The sequence below is a fragment of the Enterobacter cloacae complex sp. HYC080_NIDB genome (assembly GCF_056673325.1).
The window spans coordinates 2,136,595-2,162,497 of sequence record NZ_CP114212.1; the positions used below are offsets into that span (position 1 = coordinate 2,136,595).

Annotated in this window: 24 protein-coding genes and 1 pseudogene; 18 read left to right on the forward strand and 7 right to left on the reverse strand. The window is 55.5% G+C overall.

Translation table 11 applies throughout. From position 1 onward, the window contains the following. Positions 1-34 precede the first annotated feature (34 nt). The 3 genes from O1723_RS10135 to O1723_RS10145 all read left to right on the forward strand — a co-directional run bounded on the left by O1723_RS10135 (position 35) and on the right by O1723_RS10145 (position 2,637). A complete protein-coding gene (locus O1723_RS10135; RefSeq protein WP_014883947.1) occupies positions 35-610 on the forward strand; it encodes a helix-turn-helix domain-containing protein in 576 nt (191 codons plus the stop codon). A gap of 63 nt (positions 611-673) precedes the next feature. Continuing rightward, positions 674-1,714 carry an NADP-dependent oxidoreductase gene (locus tag O1723_RS10140; protein WP_023330497.1) on the forward strand — a complete coding sequence of 347 codons (1,041 nt, stop codon included), beginning with the start codon at positions 674-676 and terminating at the stop codon, positions 1,712-1,714. A 254-nt stretch (positions 1,715-1,968) separates the two neighbouring features. Further along, entirely contained in the window at positions 1,969-2,637 is a 669-nt protein-coding gene (locus tag O1723_RS10145; protein ID WP_014883946.1) for a GntR family transcriptional regulator, read from the forward strand. A 120-nt stretch (positions 2,638-2,757) separates the two neighbouring features. Here the strand turns inward: O1723_RS10145 and pqqU are convergent, their stop codons facing one another. Beyond that, positions 2,758-4,872 carry a TonB-dependent receptor PqqU gene (gene pqqU, locus O1723_RS10150; RefSeq protein WP_014883945.1) on the reverse strand — a complete coding sequence of 705 codons (2,115 nt, stop codon included), beginning with the start codon at positions 4,870-4,872 and terminating at the stop codon, positions 2,758-2,760. A gap of 243 nt (positions 4,873-5,115) precedes the next feature. Between pqqU and yncE the strand changes: the two genes are divergently transcribed. Next, on the forward strand, positions 5,116-6,177 hold the full coding sequence (gene yncE, locus O1723_RS10155; RefSeq protein WP_014883944.1) for a 7-bladed beta-propeller protein YncE: 1,062 nt from the start codon (positions 5,116-5,118) through the stop codon (positions 6,175-6,177). A 93-nt stretch (positions 6,178-6,270) separates the two neighbouring features. Here the strand turns inward: yncE and ansP are convergent, their stop codons facing one another. After that, positions 6,271-7,767, reverse strand: a complete 1,497-nt coding sequence (gene ansP / locus O1723_RS10160; protein ID WP_014883943.1) for an L-asparagine permease — start codon at positions 7,765-7,767, stop codon at positions 6,271-6,273. A gap of 417 nt (positions 7,768-8,184) precedes the next feature. Between ansP and O1723_RS10165 the strand changes: the two genes are divergently transcribed. From O1723_RS10165 to O1723_RS10215, 11 genes and pseudogenes are all read left to right on the forward strand, one after another. Next, positions 8,185-8,724: an AAA family ATPase gene (locus O1723_RS10165; RefSeq protein WP_023337348.1), complete on the forward strand. Its 540-nt coding sequence runs from the start codon at positions 8,185-8,187 to the stop codon at positions 8,722-8,724. Positions 8,725-8,834: 110 nt separating this feature from the next. Beyond that, positions 8,835-9,836, forward strand: a complete 1,002-nt coding sequence (locus O1723_RS10170) for an LLM class flavin-dependent oxidoreductase (RefSeq protein WP_014883941.1) — start codon at positions 8,835-8,837, stop codon at positions 9,834-9,836. After that, on the forward strand, positions 9,833-10,954 hold the full coding sequence (locus tag O1723_RS10175) for an amidohydrolase (protein WP_014883940.1): 1,122 nt from the start codon (positions 9,833-9,835) through the stop codon (positions 10,952-10,954). Before O1723_RS10170 ends, O1723_RS10175 begins: the two co-directional genes overlap by 4 nt. A 17-nt stretch (positions 10,955-10,971) precedes the next feature. Then, a pseudogene (locus tag O1723_RS10180) lies at positions 10,972-13,235 on the forward strand (NtaA/DmoA family FMN-dependent monooxygenase). A 9-nt stretch (positions 13,236-13,244) separates the two neighbouring features. Then, positions 13,245-13,754 (forward strand): GNAT family N-acetyltransferase, encoded by a 510-nt coding sequence (locus O1723_RS10185; RefSeq protein ID WP_014883937.1) that lies wholly within the window; start codon positions 13,245-13,247, stop codon positions 13,752-13,754. A 9-nt stretch (positions 13,755-13,763) separates the two neighbouring features. Further along, complete coding sequence (locus O1723_RS10190; RefSeq protein ID WP_014883936.1) at positions 13,764-14,690, forward strand: amino acid ABC transporter permease; 927 nt, start codon at positions 13,764-13,766, stop codon at positions 14,688-14,690. Further along, positions 14,674-15,447, forward strand: coding sequence for an amino acid ABC transporter ATP-binding protein (locus tag O1723_RS10195; RefSeq protein WP_248191038.1), 774 nt, complete (start codon positions 14,674-14,676; stop codon positions 15,445-15,447). The genes O1723_RS10190 and O1723_RS10195 overlap by 17 nt, the downstream gene beginning before the upstream one ends. Positions 15,448-15,456: 9 nt before the next feature. Further along, complete coding sequence (locus tag O1723_RS10200; RefSeq protein WP_014883934.1) at positions 15,457-16,344, forward strand: transporter substrate-binding domain-containing protein; 888 nt, start codon at positions 15,457-15,459, stop codon at positions 16,342-16,344. Between the two features lie 41 nt (positions 16,345-16,385). Continuing rightward, positions 16,386-17,003 carry a glutathione S-transferase family protein gene (locus O1723_RS10205; protein ID WP_014883933.1) on the forward strand — a complete coding sequence of 206 codons (618 nt, stop codon included), beginning with the start codon at positions 16,386-16,388 and terminating at the stop codon, positions 17,001-17,003. 37 nt (positions 17,004-17,040) lie between these two features. Beyond that, positions 17,041-17,271 carry a tautomerase PptA gene (gene pptA, locus O1723_RS10210; RefSeq protein WP_014883932.1) on the forward strand — a complete coding sequence of 77 codons (231 nt, stop codon included), beginning with the start codon at positions 17,041-17,043 and terminating at the stop codon, positions 17,269-17,271. Positions 17,272-17,464: 193 nt separating this feature from the next. Further along, a complete protein-coding gene (locus O1723_RS10215; protein ID WP_023337344.1) occupies positions 17,465-18,466 on the forward strand; it encodes a Kdo(2)-lipid IV(A) acyltransferase in 1,002 nt (333 codons plus the stop codon). 82 nt (positions 18,467-18,548) lie between these two features. On the opposite strand, the gene pdxR is transcribed toward O1723_RS10215, so the two are convergent. After that, positions 18,549-20,045, reverse strand: coding sequence for a MocR-like pyridoxine biosynthesis transcription factor PdxR (gene pdxR, locus O1723_RS10220; RefSeq protein WP_014883930.1), 1,497 nt, complete (start codon positions 20,043-20,045; stop codon positions 18,549-18,551). A 164-nt stretch (positions 20,046-20,209) separates the two neighbouring features. On the opposite strand from pdxR, the gene O1723_RS10225 reads away from it, so the two are divergent. Continuing rightward, positions 20,210-20,665, forward strand: coding sequence for a GNAT family N-acetyltransferase (locus O1723_RS10225; RefSeq protein WP_023337343.1), 456 nt, complete (start codon positions 20,210-20,212; stop codon positions 20,663-20,665). Between the two features lie 62 nt (positions 20,666-20,727). Here O1723_RS10225 and O1723_RS10230 read toward each other — a convergent pair whose 3' ends face one another. Next, the gene (locus O1723_RS10230; protein ID WP_014883928.1) at positions 20,728-21,027 is read right to left on the reverse strand and encodes an ArsR/SmtB family transcription factor; all 300 of its coding nucleotides are present in this window, start codon (positions 21,025-21,027) and stop codon (positions 20,728-20,730) included. Positions 21,028-21,188: 161 nt separating this feature from the next. On the opposite strand from O1723_RS10230, the gene fusA reads away from it, so the two are divergent. Beyond that, on the forward strand, positions 21,189-23,291 hold the full coding sequence (gene fusA, locus O1723_RS10235; RefSeq protein WP_248191039.1) for an elongation factor G: 2,103 nt from the start codon (positions 21,189-21,191) through the stop codon (positions 23,289-23,291). Between the two features lie 55 nt (positions 23,292-23,346). Here the strand turns inward: fusA and O1723_RS10240 are convergent, their stop codons facing one another. The 3 genes from O1723_RS10240 to O1723_RS10250 all read right to left on the reverse strand — a co-directional run bounded on the left by O1723_RS10240 (position 23,347) and on the right by O1723_RS10250 (position 24,833). Then, positions 23,347-23,772 carry a DUF3828 domain-containing protein gene (locus tag O1723_RS10240; protein ID WP_014883927.1) on the reverse strand — a complete coding sequence of 142 codons (426 nt, stop codon included), beginning with the start codon at positions 23,770-23,772 and terminating at the stop codon, positions 23,347-23,349. Further along, the gene (locus tag O1723_RS10245) at positions 23,772-24,134 is read right to left on the reverse strand and encodes a hypothetical protein (RefSeq protein WP_023330481.1); all 363 of its coding nucleotides are present in this window, start codon (positions 24,132-24,134) and stop codon (positions 23,772-23,774) included. Before O1723_RS10245 ends, O1723_RS10240 begins: the two co-directional genes overlap by 1 nt. 126 nt (positions 24,135-24,260) lie before the next feature. Further along, positions 24,261-24,833, reverse strand: a complete 573-nt coding sequence (locus O1723_RS10250) for a flavin reductase family protein (RefSeq protein ID WP_014883925.1) — start codon at positions 24,831-24,833, stop codon at positions 24,261-24,263. A gap of 107 nt (positions 24,834-24,940) precedes the next feature. Here O1723_RS10250 and nhoA point away from each other — a divergent pair, with 107 nt between their 5' ends. After that, positions 24,941-25,786, forward strand: coding sequence for an N-hydroxyarylamine O-acetyltransferase (gene nhoA / locus O1723_RS10255; protein WP_014883924.1), 846 nt, complete (start codon positions 24,941-24,943; stop codon positions 25,784-25,786). Positions 25,787-25,903: the final 117 nt, after the last annotated feature.

The following is a 25,903-nucleotide window of genomic DNA, read 5'->3' on the forward strand; positions in this document are numbered from 1 at the left end:
TTGAAATGCCATTCATACACTATAGTATGACGTCATGAACACAATAACAGACACAATGAATCAACGAATTAGTGCAAGAATTCGTCTTGAACGCGAGTCCCGCGGATGGTCCCTGAGCGAGCTGGCTGACCGGGCAGGGGTCTCGCGCGCGATGATCCACAAAATTGAGCGCGGAGACAGCAGCCCGACAGCGACTCTTCTTGCCCGCCTGTCCGGCGCGTTTGGCATCAGCATGTCCACGCTGATTGCACGCGCGGAGATGCAGGAAGGTAAACTCCTGCGCCTTGCCAATCAGCCTGTCTGGCGCGACCCGCAAACGCACTATCTCCGCCGTCATGTTTCTCCCCGTACCGATCTGCCCATCGACCTTGTTCAGGTAGAACTGCCTGCCGGGAGCGATGTGCCGATGCCCGCATCGTCTTACGCGCTGGCTCGTCAGCTCATCTGGCTGCAGTCCGGCGAGCTGGTGTTTCAGGAAGGCGACACACGCCACGAGATGCAGGCCGGTGACTGTCTTGAACTTGGGCCGCCAAATGACTGCCGTTTCATCAACGAAACGAATGAAAGCTGTGTCTATCTGGTTGTACGGCTTAACCAGTCGGGCTCGTAAAGGAAGCGATAACGCCGTTCATGAGCCAGGCTGTAATGACATTTGTAGCAGAAGGAGATCCTGATGAATCACGCTGTTTCGCAAAATCGCCGCTGGGTGCTGGCTTCTCGTCCACAGGGCGCGCCGGTCGCGGAAAATTTTCGTCTGGAAACACAACCTGTTCCCACGCCCGTTGAGGGGCAGCTGTTGCTTCGTACCGTCTGGCTGTCGCTGGATCCGTATATGCGGGGTCGCATGAGCGATGCGCCATCCTATTCCCCTCCGGTAGAGGTGGGTGCCGTGATGGTCGGGGGAACGGTCAGCCGCGTTGAGCAGTCAAACCATCCCGATTTCAAACCCGGTGAATGGGTGCTGGGCTACAGCGGCTGGCAGGAATATGAACTTTCGGACGGCAGCGGCCTGGTCAAGCTGGGCGACAATCCGTCTCATCCTTCCTGGTCGCTGGGTATTCTGGGTATGCCTGGTTTTACCGCCTATATGGGGTTACTGGATATCGGACAACCGAAAGCGGGTGAAACGCTGGTGGTCGCTGCGGCGACAGGTCCGGTTGGCGCCACCGTTGGGCAGATTGGCAAAATCAAAGGTTGCCGGGTAGTGGGCGTTGCCGGTGGGGCAGAAAAGTGCCGTCATGCCGTTGATGTTCTTGGGTTTGATCAGTGTCTCGATCACCACGCGGCGGATTTTGCCGACCAGCTGAAGCACGCCTGCCCGAAAGGGATTGATGTCTATTATGAAAACGTCGGGGGGAAAGTCTTTGACGCCGTACTGCCGCTACTGAATACCTCTGCGCGCGTGCCGGTTTGCGGCCTGGTGAGTGGCTACAATGCGACGGGCTTGCCTGAAGGACCGGATCGCTTGCCGCTGCTGATGGGCACAATTCTGAAGAAACGTATTCGGATGCAGGGGTTCATTATCGCTCAGGACTATGGCCACCACATTAAGGCGTTCCAGGACGAGATGGGGCGCTGGGTGCAGGAAGGTAAAATTCACTATCGTGAACAGGTCACGGATGGGCTGGAGAACGCGCCCGAGGCGCTGATTGGCCTGCTGGAAGGTCGAAATTTCGGCAAAGTCGTGATTCGCGTCGCGGGTGACAATAAATAAAAAGCATGATGGCGGGGTTTCCCGCCATATTTATTTGTGAAGATACGATATATTGTCTTTAATTAACGGACATGGTTTTTCGCGCCATCATCCCGGATGCGCCCGAAGCCGATAAAAAATCACAGTTTGCTTTTTTTGCTGTTTTTACGTACTTCCCACCACCAGGCATGACGATACAGGATATATCGAAGCAGCGTCGTTTTATTAAACCGACGCTTAAAAATAGCATTAAGTTTTAGCTACAGGAATTGAACATGCTTGATTTGGATCACTTAGAAAAAGCCCAAAGGATCAGTCTTACCATGCAAGTTGAACTCAGTTTGAAAGGAGCATTAATTACAGGCTCCCTCAAACCTGGCGCACGGCTGATTACGAAAGAGATTGCCGATAAATTGGGAACCAGTATTACGCCGGTCCGCGAAGCGCTGCTGCGTCTGGTGTCGGCAGGGGCGTTACACGCTACGCCCGCGCAGGCCTTTCTGGTGCCAGAGGTCACGCTAGATCGTTATAACGAAATTAACGCCATTCGCAAACAGCTTGAGCCCATGGCAGTCGCCGCAGCCTGTCAGAATATGTCTGAGCAAAAGCTGGAGACGTTGCGCAAATTGTCGGACGTATTTCATGAGGCCATGCGCAACGGGAACGTCCAGCAGGCGCTCCATGCGAATCGCGTTTTCCGGTTTACGCTTTATCAGTATGCCGAAATGCCGACGCTGAATGCGTTGATTGAACAGCTATGGGTGCGCATCGGCCCGTGTATTAACTATCTTCACCGTGAGCTTGATGACATCAAAGTGTCGACTTATCACTATGACGAGCTGCTTTCAGCCCTTGAGAGAAGAGATGTTGATGCCAGCCAGAAGGCCATTGATAAGTTGATTGATGAAGCGAATACGCTTTTACAGCGACAATATTTTAACTAAGAGATTATTTAGCAGAGCGACTATATCCCGCACCTAATTATTTATCTGGTGAATAACTCCTGATGGCTTATTGCCATCAGGAGCATTATTTCATTTATAAAATAAACTTTACTTTTTTTCTCACTCGAAGCGATAAGAGACCGACAGACCAACACCGTAGTTACGGCCAGGTGCGGGCTCGTAATAACGCCCGTTCGATTCGTTAACAATAACGGAGCCGACATACTCTTTGTCGAACAGGTTATCTACGCGGCCAAAGACGTCCATTCCCCAGTTGCCATAGTTAAATTTATACCCGGTATTGAGCCCAACCACCGTGTACGACGGCGCTTTCGCCGTGTTTTCGTCATCAGCCATGATGTCGCTCATATAGCGCACGTCAGAACCCGCGTACCAGCCTTCTTCTGGCTGCCAGCCAAACGACGCGAAGCCCATATTGCGGGCAATGCCCGGCATACGGTTGCCATTACAGTCGGCATCGCCGCAGACGTTGGTGCGGTAGGTGGCGTCCAGGTACGTCCACGCCATTTTCAGTTTCCAGTTCTCAGCAAACTGTTGATCGAGAGAGACTTCTACTCCCTGACGGCGAGTTTTCCCGGCATTTTTATAGCTTGTACGACCGCCAGCGCTGGCATCTACCACGATCTCATCATCTGTGTCTGTGCGGAACAGCGCTGCCGTCAGCAGACCATTACCGATGCGGGTTTTGCTGCCCACTTCATAGGTGTTGTTCGTGGAAGGTTTCAGGCCGATGTTCAGGCCGCCCTGATTATCGGCGCGATAAGAAAGTTCGTTGATGGTCGGCGTTTCGAATCCACGTCCTGCGGCCGCATAGAGGTTCCACGCGTCCGTCACCGCATATTTCACCGAGCCTGCCGGGAGCCATTTGTGATAGCTCGCGTCACCGCTGTCATCGCCGTTCCCCGGCGTAACGTAGTGGTCGTTGGAATCGAACCAGACCGAGCTGTAACGCACGCCCGCGTCGACGGAAAGTTTCTGCGTTAACTGCCAGCTGGTTTGCAGATAAGGATCGACGTTCCACATCAGATTGCGTTCATCACGACGCTTATCGCCTTTAACGCCGTAATCCGGCACGCCGTTGTTCATCACGAAGTTTTCGTACCCGCGACGATCTTCACTCATGTTTTCATAGTTCAGACCGGTGGTGAAGGTGACCGGCACCAGCAGCTCACCACGGTGCGTCCAGCGGGTATCAACGCCCTGATAGTGGCGCTGCATATCAATCACGCCGCCGGAGTGAGAAGGTCGCAGCTGCGGCTGATAAGGAATCGACTGATACTGCGTCATTTCACGCTCACCGGCATACATCATCACGCTCAGATCGTCCTGAGCGCTAAGCTGACGGTCATAGCGCAGACCGGCCTGGGTCTGCTTGATGGTCTTGCGCGTGTTGTACTGATCGCCGCGCGGAGACTGACGCGGGTTGTTTTGCCACTCCTGATAGCTCAGCCCGCCCGGATCGTTGGCTTTCATGTCCACGCTGTTGAAAATCAGCGTCAGCTTGCTGGCGTCGTCAATGCGTACACCCAGTTTGGCGTTAGCCAGATTCTTCCGCGCGCCGCTGTGGTCGCGGAAGCCTTTGGTGGTGAAGCGGGTAGTCGAAACCGTGTAATCCACGTCTCCCGCATGCGTTCCGTCACCCATGGCGCCGGTGGCTTTCATTCCATAGCGCCATGTACCGTAACTGCCGTAATAGCTGCTCGCCTCAAGGGTCGGTGGCTGCTGCCCGGTCTGGGTAGTCATGTTAATCACGCCGCCAGAGGCGTTACCGTACAGGGCAGAGAAGGGGCCACGCAGCACTTCAACGCTGTCAATGCTGGAGAGATCAATGTTAGACGTCTGGCCCTGTCCGTCCGGCATGGTGGCAGGGATACCGTCGACATACATGCGAATGCCGCGCACGCCAAACGTTGATCGGGCACCAAACCCACGCACTGAAAGCTGGAGATCCTGGGCATAGTTCTGCCGGTTCTGGATTTGCAGCCCGGGAACGCTGCCAAGCGATTCAGAGAGGTTAATGCGTGGCGTGGCATGACGCATATCATCGCCATTCACGACGCTGACCGCCGCCGGGGTATCAAGCTCTGATACGGTTTGCGGCGTGGCGCTGACGATCATGGTTTGTTCCTCTGCGCCGATCGCACTAAGCGGCACAAAAACAACGGGGACCAGCAGCAGCGGGAGAGATGCCTTACGGGCAGAAATGATTTTCATGAGTAAAACCGGTTGTGGTGTGTAAACGAACCAAATGGAACATGTCCATACATGTTAAAGGTTTTGTAAATGTTTTGAAAACTATAACCGCACATTGCGTTAATGAAAGGCGAGAAGGGAAAGAAAAACTCCACTTTTAACTCATTAATGATTACTATTCTCATTATCATAACGGCGACGCCATGACGTTGCCAGCCGGAAGCGATGTCAGCCGTACTCCCATTTTTCAAAAAAGGAATTGTTATGTCTTTACGCCATCTGTGCTCACCGCGACTGAGCACCTCTCTGCTGTCTGCCGCTTTACTGTTTGCCGGAACCTTCCAGGTGCATGCCGCCGAAGAGATGCTGCGTAAAGCAGTGGGTAAAGGTGCCTATGAAATGGCGGTCAGCCAGCAGGAGAATGCGCTGTGGGTTGCGACGTCGCAAAGCCGTAAAACTGACAAGGGTGGGATTATCTATCGTCTTGATCCTGCCACGCTGGAGGTCACGCAGGCCATTCATAGCGATCTCAAACCTTTTGGTGCAACCCTCGACGGCGCGACGCAAACCCTGTGGTTGGGTAACACGATCAACGGTGCGGTGACGGCCATTGATGCGAAAACGGGCGACGTGAAAGGGCGTCTGGTGCTCGATAGTCGCCAGCGCAGCGAAACGGTGAAACCGCTGCAGCCGCGACAGCTGGTGGCAGATGACGCGAGCAACACGATTTACATCACCGGGGTGGGCAAAGAGAGCGTGATTTGGGTGGTGGATGGCGCCACGCTGAAGCTGAAAGGAACCATCGCAAATACGGGTACCTACAGCACCGGGCTGGCGCTTGATGCCAGGGCGAAACGCCTGTATACAACGAATGCGGACGGCGAGCTGGTCACCATTGATACCGCCACCAACACCATCCTCAGCCGCAAAAAAGTGCAGGACGACGGCAAAGAACACTTCTACCTGAATTTGAGCCTGGACACCGCCGGTCAGCGTGCCTTCCTGACCGACTCAAAACAGCCGGAAGTGCTGGTGGTGAGCCTGAAAGACGGCAGCGTGATTGAGAAAATTGCGGCGCCTGAATCACTGGCGGTTCTGTTTAACCCGGCTCGCAATGAAGCCTACGTGACGCACCGTGGAGCCGGTAAAGTGAGCGTGATTGACGCGAAGTCTTATAAGGTGACAAAAACCTTCGACACGCCTGTCTACCCGAATAGCCTGGCGCTGTCTGCCGATGGCAAAATCCTGTACGTGACGGTGAAACAAAAATCCACTCGCCAGCAGGAAGCCACTCAGCCTGACGATGTGATTCGTATTGCACTCTAATGTGGGAATTGCCCGGTGGCGCTGCGCTTACCGGGCCTGCAAAAACGATAAGATGAAGGCCGGGTAAGGCGAAGCCGCCACCCGGCTTTTTTATTAACGCGAGGTCTCTTCCACCAGCGGTGCGTCGTGTTTTTCATCATCAGGATGAACCGGCGCGGTGCTGTGAATTTCGTGAACGCGTTTACGTACGCCGAACCAGCCTGCGATCAGCAATACGGCCAGCAGCGGAATGGTGGCGATGGTATAGGTACCGTTCGGGTAGTCGAACGCCATCAGTACCAGCACGCTAAACAGGAAGAGCAGGGTGAGCCATGAGGTCACCGGTGCGCCCGGCAGCTTAAAGCTGACGTCTGCGGCTTTGCCTTCTTTAATGGCTTTACGCAGGCGCATCTGGCAAACCACGATAAAGGCCCAGGAGGCGATAATTCCAAGTGCGGCCACGTTCAGAACGATCTCGAAAACCTGAGACGGCACCAGATAGTTCAGGAATACACCGAAGACATACACCACCAGTGTCGCCAGAATACCGGCATACGGTACGTGCTGCTTGCTCATCTTCGACATGAACTTCGGCGCAGAACCGCCCATCGACATAGAGCGCAGGATACGACCGGTAGAGTAAAGGCCGGAGTTGAGGCTGGAGAGTGCCGCCGTCAGTACCACGATGTTCATGATGCTGCCAACGTAAGGCACGCCGAGCTTAGAGAAGAAGGTGACAAACGGGCTCTGACCAGCCTGATAGGCATTCCACGGCAGCAGCAGAACCAGCAGCACCACGGAACCAACGTAGAACAGACCGATACGCCAGATCACGCTGTTAATGGCTTTCGGCACCATGGTCTGCGGGTCTTTACATTCACCCGCTGCGGTACCCACCAGTTCGATAGAGGCAAAGGCAAACACGACGCCCTGAACCAGAACCAGCGCAGGCAGCAGACCGTGCGGGAAGAAACCGCCGTTATCGGTTATCAGGTGGAAGCCGGTGGCATTGCCATCCAGCGGCTTACCGCTGCCGAGGAACACGGTCCCGACGACCAGGAAAATCACAATCGCCAGCACTTTTACCAGCGCAAACCAGAACTCCATTTCGGCGAACCACTTCACGCCGATCATGTTCATGGTGCCGACAATCGCCAGCGCACCAAGGGCAAAGACCCACTGCGGCACGTCACCGAACGCGCCCCAGTAGTGCATGTAGAGCGCAACGGCGGTGATATCGACGATACCGGTCATCGCCCAGTTGACGAAGTACATCCAGCCTGCCACGTAGGCCGCTTTTTCACCGAGGAATTCACGGGCGTAGGAAACAAAACTCCCGCTGGACGGACGATGCAGCACCAGTTCACCCAGTGCGCGAAGAATGAAGAAAGAGAAGATCCCGCACACCAGATACACCAGGGCGAGAGCCGGGCCAGCCATTTGCAGACGCGCACCAGCACCTAAAAACAGACCTGTTCCGATAGCGCCGCCGATGGCGATCATTTGCACCTGACGGTTGCCCATCGCTTTGTGGTAGCCCTCTTCGTGGGAGTTCAACCAGCGACGTTTAGCAGCGTGATGATCGGCTGCGCTTTTATTGCTTGTTTTCATTGAGTTACCTGTTTGCCTGTCTGAACCATTATCGTGATAGTCCTGCCTGGCAGAGAGCGATACAAACGATTGCTTCTGCGCAAACACATGTCGCCTTCCCAGTCATTCTGCGTATGGATAAGGCGAAACATGGCGAGGCATCCTACCTGCAATTCATAAGCGACGCAAAATATAACCGTGTCGAAAGTGATGCAGGTCGAAGGAAATCGTGTGGTCAGAGCAGATGAGGATTACAACACGCTGAATCGTGGCGAGTTTTTAGACAGAACTAATAGTGAAGTGCTGCTTTAATCATCAGAAATCCTTAATAATTACGTTGAGGTAGCGCGCAATGAGGCAGCGCGTCACGGGCATTTCATTAACAAAAATAAAACGATATGATCCGAAATGTTTTCTTCAGCATGGCCAGGCGGAACGGTGAAAATCAATATTATCGGTACCAGCGGGAGCGGAAAGAGTACGCTTGCCCGGCGCATCGCGACGGAACTGTCGCTCCCTTATATTGAGATGGACAGGCTCTACTGGCGCCCTGAATGGAAGGGAACGCCCGATGAGGAGCTACTGGAGACGCTGGCAAATACGCTTGCTGCCACACCCGGCTGGGTGCTTGATGGCAACTACAACCGCACGCGCCCGGTGAAATGGCGTGAGGTTGATCTGGTCGTGTGGGTGGACTGCGGTTTTATCCGTACGCTCTGGCAGGCGGTGACGCGCGCGTTAAAACGCGCATGGCACCAACAGGAACTGTGGCCTGGCACCGGAAACTGCGAAAGCTTCCGCCGCTCATTTTTCAGCCGGGAATCCATCATCATCTGGACCCTTAAAACCTGGCGCATTAACCGCGAGCGTTACGACGCTGATATGAAAAACCCGCAATACGCCCACATTCAGTTTGTTCGCATCACCCATCGCCAGGAGGCGGATGCGCTGATTGCTTCGCTGAAAACTCATCCCTAGCAGGGCGCTGTATATCTGATTTCCAGAAAACTAAATGTAAATTAATTGTTTCTCAGTGGTGAAATACGCCTTTAATAATGTCGACATGTTAAGTCAAACGAGAACGCAACATGTCATGGCGAATCAGCATTCTGGACAAAAGCCCCATCGCTGAAAACGAAACGGCTGCCGATGCACTGGCGCGTACCTTAGCGCTGGCGCAGCAGGCAGAAAATCTGGGCTATCACCGCTTCTGGATTGCCGAACACCACAATACCCCTCAGCTTGCCAGTCCCTCGCCGGAGCTGCTGATTGCCTGGATCCTCGGGCAAACAACGCGCATCCGGGTCGGTTCCGGGGGCGTCATGCTCCAGCACTACAGCCCTTATAAAGTCGCCGAGAATTTCAACGTGCTGGCCGCGCTGGCGCCCGGCCGCGTGGATCTTGGCGTCGGAAAAGCGCCTGGGGGATTACCGCTCTCGACCCGCGCGCTGCAGCTGGGGCTGGATCAGCAGGAAAAGGGCAGCTTTGCCGAACAGCTGGCCCAGCTCGATCGCTGGATCCGCCCTGAAAACCACTCAGCGGAGGAAGCCGTTCGCGCCACGCCGCTGCCGCCGGTACCTGCACAGGGTTTTCTGCTGGGCGCCAGCACGGAAAGCGCGCTGCTCGCCGCATCACTCGACTGGCACTTTGTCTTTGCCGCGCATCTGAACGGAGATCCGGAACTGTTACGCGAGGTGGTTTCGACCTGGCGTAAGAACAGCGCGCGGGAGGTGATAGTGGCGGTGCAGGCGATTATCGCACCGACCCAGGTTGAGGCCGAAGCCCTGGCGCAGAAGGTCGAAGTGTGGGGTGTTGAGCTGGCAAACGGCCAGCGCGTGACCGTCGCCAGCGAGGATCAGGCCTATGCCTTTGCCCGTCAGGCCGGGAGCGAGCCGGTGCGCATCGCCCGTCGCGCCCAGTCGCTGCTGGCGGGGACGGCGGAGTCGGTGCTGGAACAGCTGAACGCGCTACACGCGCAGTGGGGGATCGACGAATTTATCATCGACACGCCGGTTGCGGAGGGGGCAACGCGCGTGCAGTCCCTGCGTTTGCTGGCCGAGGCGCGTCTGAACAGGGAGGTTACCGTATGAGCTTTGGTGAACAACTGATTGCCTGGCGTCGCGAGCTGCATCAGAACCCGGAGCTGTCCGGCCAGGAAGTGGAAACGACGGCGCGCCTGCGCCGGTGGCTTTCAGCCGCGGGCATCACGCCGCTGCCTTACGACCTGCCGACCGGTGTGGTGGCGGAGATCGGGACCGGTAACAAACTGATCGCGCTGCGGGCAGACATTGATGCCCTGCCCATTGAGGAGCGCAGCGGCGTGCCGTTTAGCTCGCAGCAGCCCGGCGTGATGCATGCCTGCGGACACGATATCCATACCAGCGTGATCCTCGGTGCAGCGTTAAAACTGAAAGCGCGGGAAGCCTCGCTTAAGGGGCGGGTGCGTATCCTGTTTCAGCCAGCCGAAGAGAACTTTGGGGGGGCGAAGAGCATGGTGCGGGCCGGTGCCCTGCGGGATGTCAGCGCGATTTTTGGGATGCACAACGAGCCCGGCCTGCCGGTGGGGAAGTTCGCGACCCGTGGCGGGCCGTTCTATGCCAACGTCGACCGCTTCGCGATCCGCATTACCGGTAAAGGCGCGCACGCCGCGCGCCCGCATGAAGGCAACGACGCTATTCTCCTGGCCAGCCAGCTGGTGACCGCGCTGCAAAGCGTTGCCAGCCGCAATGTGAATACGCTGGATTCGGTAGTGCTGAGCGTGACGCGCATCGCCGGGGGCAACACCTGGAACGTGCTGCCGGAAAGCGTTGAGCTGGAAGGTACGCTACGCACTCACCGCACGGAAGTGCAGCAAAACGTGAAGGCCCGCGTGGGGGAAATTGCGGCCGGTTTTGCCAGCGCCTTTAGCGCGCAGATTGATATCACCTGGTTTGCCGGGCCCACTGCGCTGGTCAATGACCAACGCTGGGCCGATTTCGCCACCTCGGTCGCCCGTGAAGCGGGGTATGAAACCCATCACGCCGAGCTACATATGGGCGGAGAAGATTTCGCAGTCTATCTCCAGTCTGTGCCCGGCGCGTTTGTCAGCATCGGCAGCAACAGTCCGTTTGGTTTACACCACCCGGCATTTAATCCGGATGAAGCCTTAATTGAACCCGCTGCCCGCTATTTTGCCCAGCTTGCGGAACACGCCCTGCAACACGTCTGATTAATCATGAGGTAAATATGTCTGCACATCGTCAACTGCGGCTCGGGACCATTTTGCATGGTGCATCCGGAAATATGTCCGCCTGGCGTCACCCGGCAGCCATCGCGGATGCCAGTATCAATTTTGATTTCGTTAAAGAGACGGCATTGAAAGCGGAAGAGGGCAAACTCGATTTCTTATTCGTTGCCGACGGTCTTTATATTAACGAAAAATCGATCCCGCATTTTTTAAACCGGTTTGAGCCCTTAACGGTGTTATCCGCGCTGGCAAGTATTACCTCGCGACTGGGGCTGGTGGGAACCTTATCCACCTCCTACAGCGAGCCCTTTACCACGGCACGGCAGTTCGCCAGCCTCGACCACCTGAGCAACGGACGCGCTGGCTGGAACGTGGTGACTTCGCCGCTGGAAGGTTCAGCGAAGAACTTTTCCCGCGAAAAACACCCGGAACATGCGCTGCGCTATCGCATTGCCGATGAGTATCTGGACGTGGTGAAAGGACTTTGGGACTCCTGGGAAGAGGATGCCTTTATCCGTAATAAAGAGAGCGGTCAGTTTTTTGACCCGGCTAAACTGCACCCCCTGAATCATCACGGGGATTTCTTCCAGGTCGCCGGGCCGCTCAATATTGGTCGCACGCCGCAAGGACGTCCGGTTGTCTTTCAGGCCGGTGCGTCGGATGACGGGAAAAAACTGGCGGCAAAACATGCCGACGCCATTTTTACCCACCATGACACCTTCGAAGAAGCAAAAGCGTTTTATCGCGACGTGAAGCAGCAGTTGGAAACGAACGGTCGGCGCGCGTCAGATTTGCATATTTTCCAGGGCGTCAGCGTCATCGTTGGCAGCGATGCCGAAGACGTGGAAAACCAGTACCAGACTACGGCGGCGCTGGTGTCGATTAACGATGCCCTTAATTACCTCGGACGTTATTTTGAGCATCACGATTTTAGTCAGTACCCGCTTGACGAGCCGTTCCCGGATATCGGCGATCTAGGCAAAAACAGCTTCCGCAGCACCACCGATGAAATTAAGCGTAACGCCCACGAACGCAACTTAACCCTGCGCCAGGTGGCGCTGGAAGCCGCGTCGCCGCGCCCGCGTTTTTCCGGCACGCCGGAAGAGGTTGCAGACGGCCTTCAGGCCTGGTTTGAAGGCTATGCCGCAGACGGCTTCATCATTCAGGGCGGCACGCCGGATACCTTCCCGCGCTTTGTTGACCAGGTAGTGCCCGTTTTGCAGGCCCGCGGGCTGTTCCGTACCGACTATCCCGGCACCACGCTGCGCGACAGCTTAGGTCTGGATCAACCGAAAAACACGTTCACACAACAATAAACGAGAACACCGCTATGCAGAAAACATCGCTTATTCTGGCGCTCGCGCTGGCCTTTACCCCTGTCGTCCGGGCAGAGAATGTCACGATTAACGGCACTGGCGTGAGTATTGAGGCCAATAAAACGCCGATCAACACCGTCAAAAACGGTGATGCGGTGGCGCAGCTACCGAAGGATTATCGCTTTGCCGTGCCCGGGAAATTTACCGTGGCGGTGGCGGGGCTGAATCAACCGCCGCTTACGGTTTTCTCCGATGACAACAAAACGCTGTTGGGAAGCGAGGTTGACGTCGCTCGCCTGGTGGCTGACAGCCTCGGGCTGGAGCTGAACGTGGTGCCGACCTCGTGGGAAGACTGGCCGCTGGGCGTGGCGTCCGGGAAATACGATGCCGCCATCAGCAATATTACCGTCACCAAAGCGCGCAAAGAGAAGTTTGATTTTGCCACCTACCGTAAGGACTCCCTCGGTTTCTACGTGAAATCGACCAGCCCGATTACCTCGCTTAAAAAAGCAGAGGACATCGCCGGGCTCAGGATTATTGTGGGTTCCGGTACCAATCAGGAAGCCATTCTGCTGGCATGGAATGCCGAGAACCTCAGGAAAGGGCTGAAACCCTTTACTCCGATCTACACCAAAGACGATGCGGCGCAAACGCTGGCGCTGCAGTCCGGGCGCGCGGATGCCTACTTTGGCCCGAACGTGATAGGCGCGTGGAAAGCGGCGCTCAACGGCAAAACCAAACTCGTCGGCAGCGTGGACGGCGGCTGGCCGAAAGCGGCGCACATCGCGGTCACGCTGAGAAAAGGCTGCGGCCTGGTCGAGCCGGTGCAAACCGCGCTTAATGGCGTAATCAAAAACGGCGATTACGACAAAGTGCTAAACCGCTGGGGAGAAGGGGTTGAGCGCATTGCTCATTCCGAGGTGAACCCGGCAGGTCTGGGAGATTAAGGAGGCGCTATGCGTGAACAATTTCGTGATGTTTCGCCGGAAGATGCCGAACTGCAGCCGATTATCGAGGGGCTGTTCGGTGAATATGCCGCCCGCTACGGCGACTACTTCTCTAAGGACGCGGAAGTGGAGCTCACGGCGTGGTATTTAGCGCCACAGGGGTTGTTTATCGTGCTGGAACGTGACGAGAAGATTATCGCCACCGGTGCGTACAAACCCTTTGATGAACGGACCGCCGAAATTAAACGCATCTGGACGGACAAATCCCTGCGTCAGCAGGGGCTTGCTGCCCGCGTGGTGCAGGAACTGGAGCGCAGGGCGGTGCAGGCGGGTTACAGCCAGATCTACCTGACGACCGGTTTTCGTCAGCCGGAAGCGGTGCGGCTCTATCTCAGCCAGGGATACCAGCCGCAGTTCGATCTCACCCGTGATCCGGAAGAGTACAGCCAGCCGCCGTTTGACGGTCGGCTGCGTTTCACCAAAACGCTGGTACGTGAAGCGTTCAGTAAAACCGCATGAGGAACGACGATGAGCAACGTTGAAACCATTAAGGTGGTCCCGGCGCGTTATCCGCTGCGGACCGTCGGCGCCGTGGTGGCCCTGTTTATCCTGGCCGTTGTGATCCAGTCCGTGGCCTTTAACCCGCGCTGGGAGTGGGCGGTGTTTGCCCGCTGGTTCTTTGACCCGGTGATCCTCGCAGGTGTCGGGCAGACCCTGCTGCTGACCCTGATCGGCACCGCGCTGAGCGTGGTGATTGGCGGCCTGCTGGCGCTGGCGAGACTCTCTTCCTCCTGGCTGTTAAGCAGCCTGGCGTGGGGCTACATCTGGTTGTTCCGCTCGCTGCCGCTCATAGTCGTGCTGATCATCCTCTACAACTTCTCCTATCTCTACGACACGCTCTCGCTCGGCGTACCGTTCACCGGCATCACCTGGGGCAGCTTTGAAACCATCAACGTGCTCGGGCAATTTTCTACCGCGGTGGTGGGGTTAACCCTCGTTCAGAGTGCCTATACCGCCGAGATCATTCGTGGCGGATTCCTCGGGGTCGATCACGGCCAGTATGAGGCTGCCGCCGCGCTCGGCCTGCCCGCATGGCGTCGCACGGTGCGGATCATTCTGCCCCAGGCGCTGCGTACCATATTGCCCTCGGGGTTCAATGAAATTATCAGTCTCGCCAAGGGTACGGCGATGGTGTATGTCCTGGCGATGCCGGAGCTGTTCTATACCATCCAGATGATCTACAACCGCACGCAGGAGGTGATCCCGCTGCTGATGGTCGGTGCCGCGTGGTACCTGGCGATCACCACCGTTCTGTCCGCTATCCAGTATGGTGTTGAGCGCGGGCTCGCCCGCAGCGAACGCCGCTCCGCCGTGAACCAGAACAGCGCCACCCGTCGTAGCCGCGCTGTCACCACCACGCCAGCACAGGAGCCCGTCCATGCAAGCCTCTCCTGAAGGACATATTTCAATTACCGGCGTCAGCAAATATTTTGGCCGCCATAAAGCGCTCGACAACGTCACGCTTGAGATCCCGCCGGGCTCCGTAACGGTGATCCTCGGGCCGTCCGGCTCGGGTAAATCGACGCTGCTACGCACCATTAACCACCTGGAGCGCGTCGACGAAGGCTTCATCCAGATCGACGGGGACTACATTGGCTACCGTCGTCAGGGTGACAGGCTTTACGAACTGAAAGAGAACGAGATCCTCAGGCAGCGCGTCAACGTGGGTTACGTGTTTCAGAACTTCAATCTCTTTCCGCATCTCACGGTGCTGGAAAATCTGATTGAGGCGCCCATCGCGCATAAAAAGCTCAGCAGGAAAGAGGCGGTGGAATGGGCATATAGCCTGCTGGATGTGGTGGGGCTAAGGGATAAAGCGGACGCCTGGTCCCGCCATCTCTCCGGCGGCCAGCAGCAGCGCATTGCCATTGCCCGTGCGCTGGCGCTGCGTCCGCGCGTAATGCTGTTTGACGAGCCTACCTCGGCGCTGGATCCGGAGCTGGTGGGGGAAGTCCTGGACGTCATCAAAAAGCTGGCCCGCTCTGGCACCACGCTGGTGGTGGTCACGCATGAGATCGGCTTTGCCCGGGAAGTGGCGGATCAGGTGGTATTTATGGTCGACGGGAAAATTGTGGAGCAGGGCAACAGCGACGACGTTTTAAACCGTCCGTCGCACCCGCGAACGCGCCAGTTCCTCTCTAAAGTGCTGTAAGGAGCGCAGATGAAATATGGATGTCTGGTTGGGTTGTTCTTCACGACGGTGAGCCACGCCGGGATTGATGTGCAGGCCAACGAGCAGCCGCTGCCGGTGACGGTGGATCGGCAGGCGGTGGCGAAGATCCCCGCGAACTACAGGTTCGTTGAGCCGGGAACGCTTACGGTTGCCGTTTCCATGCTGAACTCTCCACCGCTGGCGCTGCTGGCCAGCGACAATCGCACGCGCATCGGCAGCGATCCGGATATCGCCCGCCTGCTGGCGGGTAGCCTGGGGCTCAAGCTGAAGCTGATACCGACGGCGTGGGAAGACTGGCCGCTGGGGATCGCCTCCGGACGCTACGACGTGGCGCTGGTGAACATTGCGGTGACCGAACAGCGTAAAGAGAAGTTTGATTTTGCGACCTACCGCGTCGATTCGCTGGCGTTCTCGGTGAAATCCACCAGCGAGATTCAGTCGATCAAAAGCCCGGAAGATCTGGCCGGGAAAAAGGTGATTGTCGGCTCGGGGACCAATCAGGAGCGCATCCTGCTGGGCTGGAACGAGGAGAATAAAAAGGCGGGACGCGAACCTGCGCTGCCGGTCTATCTCCACGACGATGCCTCGGGCAATCTCTATATTCAGTCTGGCCGGGCGGATGTGTTATTTGGTCCGCAGTCGGTTTCGTCCTGGAAAGCGGCGCTCACCGGAAAAACGCGTGTCGTGGGGTTAGGCCCAAAGAAAGCCTTTGTCGCCACGACCACGAAAAAGGGGAATGGGCTGGTGTACGCCCTGCAGGCCGCGCTGGACGGGGCGATTGCGCGGGGTGAGTACCAGAAGGTGCTGGCGCGCTGGGGTGAACAGGGCGAAGCGGTCACGCAGTCGGAGGTCAACCCGCCTGGGATAACCTACTAATGGTGCTCTACACTTAGGGTTTTCATCCCTGAGGGGGCAACATGATGAAACTTTATGGCGTACCCGGCTGGGGCTCGACAATCAGTGAAGTGATGCTGACCCTGGCCGATATCCCTTATCAGTTTGTGAACGTGGACGGGTTTGACCAGCCTGGTCCGCAGCGTGAGTTGCTGCAAAAGCTCAATCCGCTGTGTCAGGTGCCCACGCTGGCGCTGGAAAATGGCGCCATCATGACCGAAACGGCGGCGATTGCCCTGATGGTACTCGACCGTTGTCCCGATCTTGCGCCGCCCGTGGGGCAGGCCGAACGCCAGCAGTTTCAGCGTTTGCTTATCTGGTTTGTGGCTAACGTCTATCCCACTTTTACGTTTGCAGATTATCCCGAACGCTGGGCGCCCGACGCACCGGAACAGTTGCAGAAAAACTGCATTGCGTACCGGAAATCCCTCTATTTATGGTTCGAAAGTCAGCTTAAAGCCGCGCCGTTTGCATTGGGAGAACGACTGACGCTGCTGGATGTGTATATTGCCGTGGCGCGCACCTGGGGGCCTCGTCACGACTGGTTTGCTGCCAATACCCCGAAATTTACAGCGATCGCCGATACCGTCTGTCAGCTGCCAGAACTGCACAAGGTGTTAAAGGCAAATACTATTATCTGATAACGTGAAGCGCTCAACCACAACAGGAAACCTGCATATGCCACACGTAGATATCAAATACTTTCCCCGCGATCTCAACGACGAACAAAAAACCGCGCTGGCGGCCGATATTGCCGAAGTGATTACGCGCCATCTTAACAGTAAAGACCGTTCCATTTCGGTAGCGCTGAATGAAGTTCAGGAAGCAGACTGGAAAGCCCAGGTCTGGGATACCGAGATCGCCCCGAAGATGGATGACCTGATTAAGAAACCGGGATATTCAATGTAAGTTTTATGCCGGGTGGCCGCTTCGTCTTACCCGGCTTTGTCTGCCTCTCCAGCCTTCTTTCCGCAAAAAACGATAAAAATAAGTTTAATCTTATCCGGTACACTTTACGTTCCTGACTGACATTTTATAAATCCTTAGGAAAGATCGACAACAGAATCAATTAAGGACAGCAACGTTAAAGGATAATTTTCTCATGACAAAATTACCCCGGTTTTCACCTGCCTTTTTCCATCCTCGATACTGGCTAAGCTGGACAGGCATCGCCGCGCTATGGCTCATTATGCTACTGCCTTATCCGCTGTTATTCAGAATTGGACATCGCCTCGGGCGGCTGGCTATGCGCCTTCTCCCTCGCCGCGTGGCGATTGCCCGCCGCAACCTTGAGCTATGCTTCCCGCAGATGAAAGCAGAGGAGCGTGAAGCCTTGCTGCAGCGTAACTTTGAATCCGTGGGAATGGGGGTAATTGAAACCGGCATGGCGTGGTTCTGGCCCGAGTGGCGGGTGCGTAAATGCTTTACCGTGCGCGGGTATGAGCATATGGAGCAGGCCAGGGCGCAAGGAAAGGGCGTGGTGCTGGTTGGCATGCATTTTCTCACCCTTGAACTGGGCGCGCGGATTTTTGGCATGCTCAACCCGGGGATTGGGGTTTATCGTCCGAATAATAATGCGTTGCTGGACTGGCTTCAGACGCGCGGGCGTCTGCGTTCTAATAAAACCATGCTGGACCGTCATGATTTAAAAGGGATGATCCGCGCCCTGAAGCAGAATGAGATTCTGTGGTACGCCCCGGATCACGACTATGGCAAGGCTAACAGCGTGTTTGCACCCTTCTTTGCTGTCCCGGATGCCGCAACCACGGCAGGGAGCTATATGCTGGTAAAAAGCGCTCAGCCCGCCGTGATTCCGTTCGTGCCGCGTCGCAGGGCGGACGGTACCGGTTACGAACTTATTATTCTTGAGGATATCAGCGCGTCGTTGCAGGGTGCTGACAAAGAGACGGTTGCAACGCAGATGAACAGGGCTATCGAGCGAGCCGTGCTGATGGCACCGGAGCAGTATATGTGGCTCCACCGACGCTTCAAAACGCGCCCGGAAGGCCAGCCGGACAGGTACGCCCGCCGCAAGAGCGTGGCATCGCGAGCTGATATTCTCTCCGCCGACGAGCTTACTGACCGCTCGGGCGTCCAGCACTAAGGGAGCATCCTGCCCTCACCATGCGGTGAGGGCCTGCGGTACGGCGCATAGTCCGCAGGCCACCAGGGCTGCTGTCGAGTATCTACAGTGGCGAGAGATAACAACATGACCGGAAAATTGCGGCCAGCTTTTTTACCGCGTCTTCTATTTCCCTTTCGGTGTAAGCGGCAAATCCCATTAAAAAACCGGTGGATACCGGGCTGACTGCATATAAGCCGGTAAGTCCTAATATATCAATATCAGCGCGACGGGCCGCGGCGGCAATATCCTTCTCGGATAACCCGTGCCTCAGGTGGCAAGGCATCTGCATGCCACCCGCTGGCGTTGCGTACACAACATAATCAGAAAGATACTCGTCCATCAGGCTGGCCAGTTTGTCGCGACGAGCAACATAAACGTTCCTCATCTTGCGAATATAGGCACCAAAATGGCCACCCTCCAAAAATTTAGCCAGCGTCAGTTGAGTTATTGATGCGGTATGGCCGTCCATTAATGTCCTGGCCATGGTAAAGGGCTCGGTCAGTTCTGAGGGGACGATCATGTACGCAATACGTAGCCCGGGGAACAGCGACTTGGTGAACGTGCCGATATAAATTGTCCGGTTGTAAGCATCCAGCCCCTGAAGGCAGGCCATAGGCTTTCCTTCATAGTGAAACTCACTGTCATAGTCATCCTCAATGATCCAGGCGGCGTGACGGTTTGCCCAGTCAATGACGGCCAGTCGTCGGTCAAGAGAGAGCGTCACCCCGGTTGGATACTGATGAGAAGGCGTAAGGTAGATAGCTCTGGCAGGTTCGGTTAGCGAATTAAGTGCGTCAACGGATATGCCTTTTTCATCAAGAGGAACCGGGACAGGGTGCAGTCCGGCAGCCTTAAACGCTTTGTGTGCCCCTTGATAGGTGGGATCTTCAATGACAATACTCTCCCCGTTGTCCAGCAGCACGTGTGAACAGAGCGCTAGCGCCTGTTGAGAACTTGTCAGAACGATCACCTGTTCTGCACTCGCACGTGTCCCGCGCTCAAGATTGACATATTCCGCGATGGCCCGCCGTAAGCGCTCCATGCCCTGCGGTGGACTTTGCTCCAGTATTTTGTGCTGATATTCCTTCAGGACCTGCCGCTGAAGACGCTCCCAGGTTGGAATGGGGAACAGGCGGGTTTCGGGGATACCGGGCGCCAGCGGACGTGGCGAAGAAAACTCGCGGATCCCGCCACTTTCATAGATGACCTTTCCACGGGCGCTAAGTTTTGCTTTTCGTGTTTCCGCGGTTGGCGGATGCTGTCGGATACGTGGTTTTAAAAACCGGGCGCTGGAAGAGACGAAGCTCCCTCTGCCTGTTTGCCGCTCAATAAAACCTTCTGCATGCAGGCTGGAATAGGCTGCTTCAACCGTATCCCGCGAAACATTCAATGAGGTAGCCAGCGCACGTGAAGCAGGAAGCGCCTTACCGTGCGACAAGGTCCCTTCAAGTATCAATGTGCGTATCGCTCTCTGGATCCTTTCATGAAGCGGTAGTGAACCGTTTGCAGGGTCGGAAATCCATGCCTTAACCGTTTCAAGCTGCGCGTGCTTAAACATTATGTTGTCCACTTTTCCCTCTGTATCCCTTGATTCTAAAGCAATAGTGCATGTAGCAGGATGAAAAATTGGTCTGCCTTTATGATGAGAATTGGCGGGGCAAAACGGGCCATTCAGCGAATACACTCTTCCTGAAACAAATACGGGATAAGCACAGAGGCAATATGAATAATACGAGCGTGACCATTGAGGCAGTTAAAGAACGTGATTTTGAAAGCTGGATGCCACTATGGAGAAAATATCAGGAATTTTACAACGTCGATCTATCCGGGGCAGTGACAGAACGAACCTGGCAACGATTTTTCAGCCCCGTTGAGCCAGTATTCTGCGTAGTGGCACGATGCAATGGAGAGGTGGTGGGGTTTGCGCATTATCTTTTTCACCGTTCGACCTGGTCCGAGAGCGATTATTGCTACCTCGAAGATTTATATGTCAGCGATGCAGCAAGGGGCAAACACACGGGCAAACAGTTAATAGAATATGTGCAGAGAGAAGCAAGAAAACATCACGCCAGCCATCTTTACTGGCATACGCATGAAGCCAATTATCGCGCGCAACGATTGTACGACTGGATTGCGAAAAAAAGCGGGATGATTGAATATCGTATGCACGTAAGATAAATCCCTTCGCTGTCCGTGTGCCCCTTAAATTTTTAAGGGGCATTAAACCAGACGTACTCTTATCATTTAGCCTGCAAAAGTATCTCCATCAGCCCTGGAAAACGGGTATCCAGATCGTCTCTTCGCAAAGAAATCATGTTTTCTCGTCCCTGCGGACGCTGCCAGATTACGCCGCTGTCCCGCAATACGCGCCAGTGGTGGGTCATGGTGGATTTCACCACATCTTCCGGGCGAAGCGCGTTACAGCTGAGTTCGTCGCCGTCGGCAAGTCGGCGGATAATTGACAGCCGGAGCGGGTTGCCGAGGGCAAACAGCACATTTTCCAGCAGTATTTGTTCAGTTTCAGGGTGGTTTGGGATCATCGTTTTCCTGCGTATGGCGTCAGATTGAGCTATATCAACAATAGGTCAACCCGTAAAAAATAGTTCGATAATACTCGTACAATAGGACTATTATAGCAAACGAACGAATACACGACCATCCCGGTCGTCACAGACAAGTCAGAAAGACTTAAGGAAATAGTATGCCCCGACCCATCCCTCTCGAACGTTATCGCAACATCGGTATCTCCGCGCATATCGATGCCGGTAAAACAACCACCACTGAGCGCATCCTGTTTTATACCGGGATGAGCCATAAGCTGGGTGAAGTACACGATGGCGCGGCAACCACTGACTGGATGGCGCAGGAGCAAGAGCGCGGGATCACGATTACCTCCGCAGCGGTCAGCTGCTTCTGGCCAGGCATGGACAGAGGGTTTGAACCGCACCGGATCAACATCATCGACACCCCGGGGCACGTGGATTTCACCATTGAGGTCGAACGTTCCATGCGCGTGCTCGACGGCGCGGTCATGGTGTATGACTCCGTGGGTGGCGTGCAGCCACAGTCGGAAACCGTCTGGCGTCAGGCGAACAAATACAAAGTTCCTCGCATTGCGTTTGTTAACAAAATGGACCGCCCGGGGGCCGATTTCTTCCGCGTGGTGCGGATGATGCAGGAACGCCTGAAGGCCAACCCGGTGCCGATTGTGATTCCGGTTGGCGCGGAAGAGCACTTCACCGGCGTGGTGGACCTCATCAAGATGCGCACCATTTTGTGGGACGATGCCACTCAGGGCATGGTGTTTACCTATGCACCCGTGCCGGACGATCTCGTCAGTACTGCCCAGGAATGGCGGGAAAAAATGGTCTCTGCCGCGGCAGAAGCCAGCGATGAGCTGATGGATAAGTACCTCGAAACGGGGGATCTGACGGAAGCGGACATGATTAAAGGCCTGCGTATCCGCACCATTTCTGGCGAAATCCAGCCGATGCTGTGCGGCAGCGCGTTCAAAAACAAAGGCGTGCAGCGCATGCTTGATGCGGTGATTGAGCTGATGCCGTCCCCGCTGGACGTGCCGGCCATTGATGGCGTGGATGAAAAAGGGCAGCACGCGGAGCGTCATCCGAGCGATGATGAGCCGTTCTCCGCCCTGGCATTCAAGCTGATGAGCGACCCGTATGTCGGGCAACTGACCTTTATCCGCGTTTACTCTGGCGTGCTGCGTAAAGGTGATGCGGTCTATAACCCGGTGAAAGGAAAAAAAGAGCGCATCGGGCGTATTGTGCTGATGCACGCCAACGACCGTCACGAGGTGGATGAACTGCGCGCCGGGGACATCGCGGCCTGCGTTGGGCTGAAAGACGTGACCACAGGTGATACGCTCACCGACCCGAACGCCGTTATCACGCTTGAACGCATGGAGTTCCCGGATCCGGTTATCTCGCTGGCAATCGAGCCGAAAACCAAAGGCGATCAGGAGAAAATGGGGATCGCGCTGCAGCGTCTGGCAGCGGAAGATCCGTCGTTCCGTCTGCATACTGACGAAGAGTCCGGTCAGACCATTATTTCCGGAATGGGTGAGTTACACCTGGAGATTATCGTCGACCGTATGAAGCGTGAGTTTGGCGTCGAGGCGAACATTGGTCGTCCACAGGTGACCTACCGTGAAACCCTGCGTAAGGCGGTGAAGGATATCGAAGGTAAGTTTGTCCGTCAGTCCGGTGGTAAAGGGCAGTATGGCCATGTTGTCCTGAGCCTGGAGCCGACAGAACCTGGCAGTGGCTTTACGTTTGAGGATGCGACCAAGGGCGGCGTGGTGCCACGCGAGTATATCCCGTCCGTTGAGAAAGGGCTGCGGGAGGCCATGAACAGCGGTGTGCTGGCGGGCTATCCGGTTGTCGATGTTAAAGCGACGCTGACGTTTGGCTCGTACCACGATGTCGACTCCTCGGAGATGGCGTTCCGCATGGCGGCAATCCTTGGTTTCAAAGAGGGCGCTCGCAGGGCGGATCCGGTGATTCTTGAGCCGATCATGCACGTGGAGGTGGAAACACCGGAAGAGTACGCCGGTAACATCATGGGCGATCTCTCCTCCCGACGCTGCATGGTGCAGGGCATGGAAGAGCAGTACGGCAGCCAGATTATCCGCGCTGACGTGCCGCTGGCCGAGATGTTTGGCTACGCCACGACATTACGCTCGATGTCCCAGGGACGCGCGACGTATACGATGGAGTTCCATCATTTTGCGGAAGCACCGCGGAATGTTGCGGATGAGATTATTTCGAAGCGCGCGAAGAGTTAATGAAGTGCACATGGTAGTCCCTGGGCTACCATGTGTCTTTTCCTTGTATCATCTTTTACTTAATCAGCGTTGCCGATCGGATTTTCCATTTACCTTTCTCCTGAACGAGACAATCTGCCACAACGTGATCTTGTTTTTTACCAAACGCGATATAAACGTTTGTGCAAACCGCATCAAACTCAGAATGCAAGACGGTGATCTGATTCCAGTCTTCGTCCCAATCCTGAGACTTGATGAACATATCCGCATCGGGCATATCTTTTTCGTTGCTGTCGCCTGAGTACATTTTTTTAATTGCTGCAATTGTTCCTGAGGTAACGTAATCATTCATGATGTCGGGATTCAGTACTGGCGGTTTATTCTGATTTAACTGCGCGATATACCACTGATTGAATTTAAGCGCAGCCTGTTCCGGTGCAGAGATGCTCTCTGCGACCGCGAAAGGAGACAGGGCGAAAAGAACAAAGAAGAGTATTTTCATTAGTCGTGCCTGAACAGTTCATAATGGGGTTGCATAGTACGGTATGCTTGCCCTGGATACAGGGTGCGTTGTATGAAATCGCTAATCCACTGCTGACCATCGTATATGCAAACGTGCCCGCTATCGTGACCAACAATATTCTGAATAACGGCTACGTCTCCGGCGTGGGGTTGATCATACACTAAGCGGAAACCTGCATTGACCAATGTCCGTCCCATATCTTTTGCCAGACGCGTATTGGGAATCTTTAATCTCCCACCCATTCTGATTGCTTCGGTGACGTAGTGAGCACAATAACCCGTGCTCTTCGGTTGTGCGTGCGATTTCGCATAGGAGATTGCGCCTTCTTTATTCCATGACATTGATATTTCCTCAATAAGAGTTTGCATCCGCAGCAACTCCAGAAATATCCTCCGATTTACAGGATTATGATAAACATAAAATGTCATAGAAAATTATTATAATTTAATGCAATGACATTGATGAATTCAATCCAGAGCCTTCACCATCTTCCCGCTCGTCACAAACGTCCCGGCCCCAAGATGATGCAGCGTATTCCGTTTATCCCCGTCAAACTGCCAGCGTCCGGCGACGAACGCGCGCTCATCTGCTGCCGCCGAAACCACTTCGCCAAACAATGTGTCATATTTTTCCGCCGCGGAGGTAACGGGTAATAACCGGCACTCCATCCACGCCAGACATTTTTCTTCGATAACCGGCAGGCCGAGTTCAGGGCCGTTTACGACCGGAATGCCGTAGCAGTTGAATTTGTCCTCGTCGCGCCCGCTGACGCTGCCGACCGCGTAAGTCCAGTTGGCCGCCGCTACGCCGGGAATGACAATCCCAAACTTCCCGCTGCGCTCAATCAGCTCGCGCGACCAGGTACTTTTGTCCACCACGATAGCGATGCGCGGCGGTTCAAACTCCACGGGCATTGACCATGCGGCGGCCATCACGTTGCGTCTGTCGAGAGATTCATCCCGACTGGTAATCAGTACGGTAGGACCGTGGTTCAGCAGGCGGCTGGCATGACGCAATTCAACAGGGCGAAAGTGGCTCATAGGATCTCCTCATCTACACGATGAGTATGGCGAAAAAGCACGTAAATCAAAATGAATGCGCAAAATTAGTTTATAAACAGAACACCACCCTCAAAGGAAACTGATGCATGTCCCCATTTCTGACTGGCTATTTCGCGCGTATCGGCTGGACGCAACCCACACGGGTAGATATCGATACCGTGCGCGCGCTGCATTTACACCACAACTGCGCCATTCCATTCGAAAATATTGATGTCGTCCTGCCGCGCGAAATTCATCTCGAAGATCAATGTCTGGAGGACAAACTGGTGACCGCGCGCCGTGGGGGATATTGCTTTGAGCAAAACGGCCTTTTTGAGCGAGTCTTGCGTGACGTCGGGTTTAAGGTGCGCAGCGTGCTCGGGCGCGTGGTCCTGGCGAATCCGTCGCAGATGCCGCCGCGTACGCACCGCCTGCTGCTGGTCGAGCTTAACGGTGAACGCTGGATTGCTGACGTTGGGTTTGGCGGCCAGACGCTGACGGCGCCGATTCGTCTGCTGGCTAACGAAGAACAGGAAACGCCGCACGGGCAGTATCGTCTGCTGAGCGAGGGGAACGACTGGGTGCTGCAGTTCCGCCATCATGAACACTGGCAGTCGATGTATCACTTTGACCTGACGACGCAATATTTCAGTGATTATGTTATGGGGAACTTCTGGTCGGCGCACTGGCCGCAATCGCATTTCCGCCATCATCTGCTGATGTGCCGCCATCTGCCGGACGGCGGCAAGCTGACGCTGACCAACTTCAACTTCACCCACTGGCAGAATGGCCATGTGGAGGAGCAGATCCATTTGCCGGATGCAGAGGCGCTGTATCAGCTGATGCAGTCGCGGTTTGGTCTTGGGGTTGACGATCCGAAGCACGGCTTTACACTAGCAGAATTGACGGCGGTGATGGCGGGGTTTGATACGCATCCGCAGGCAGGAAAATAGGGGATAGCGTACCGTGCACGCGGGGCCCTCTACCAAAGGCTGAGGGATCCCCACAAAATAATACCCGCACAGACGACCCCCTCTCCCTTGAGGGAGAGGGTTGGGGTGAGGGGGAAC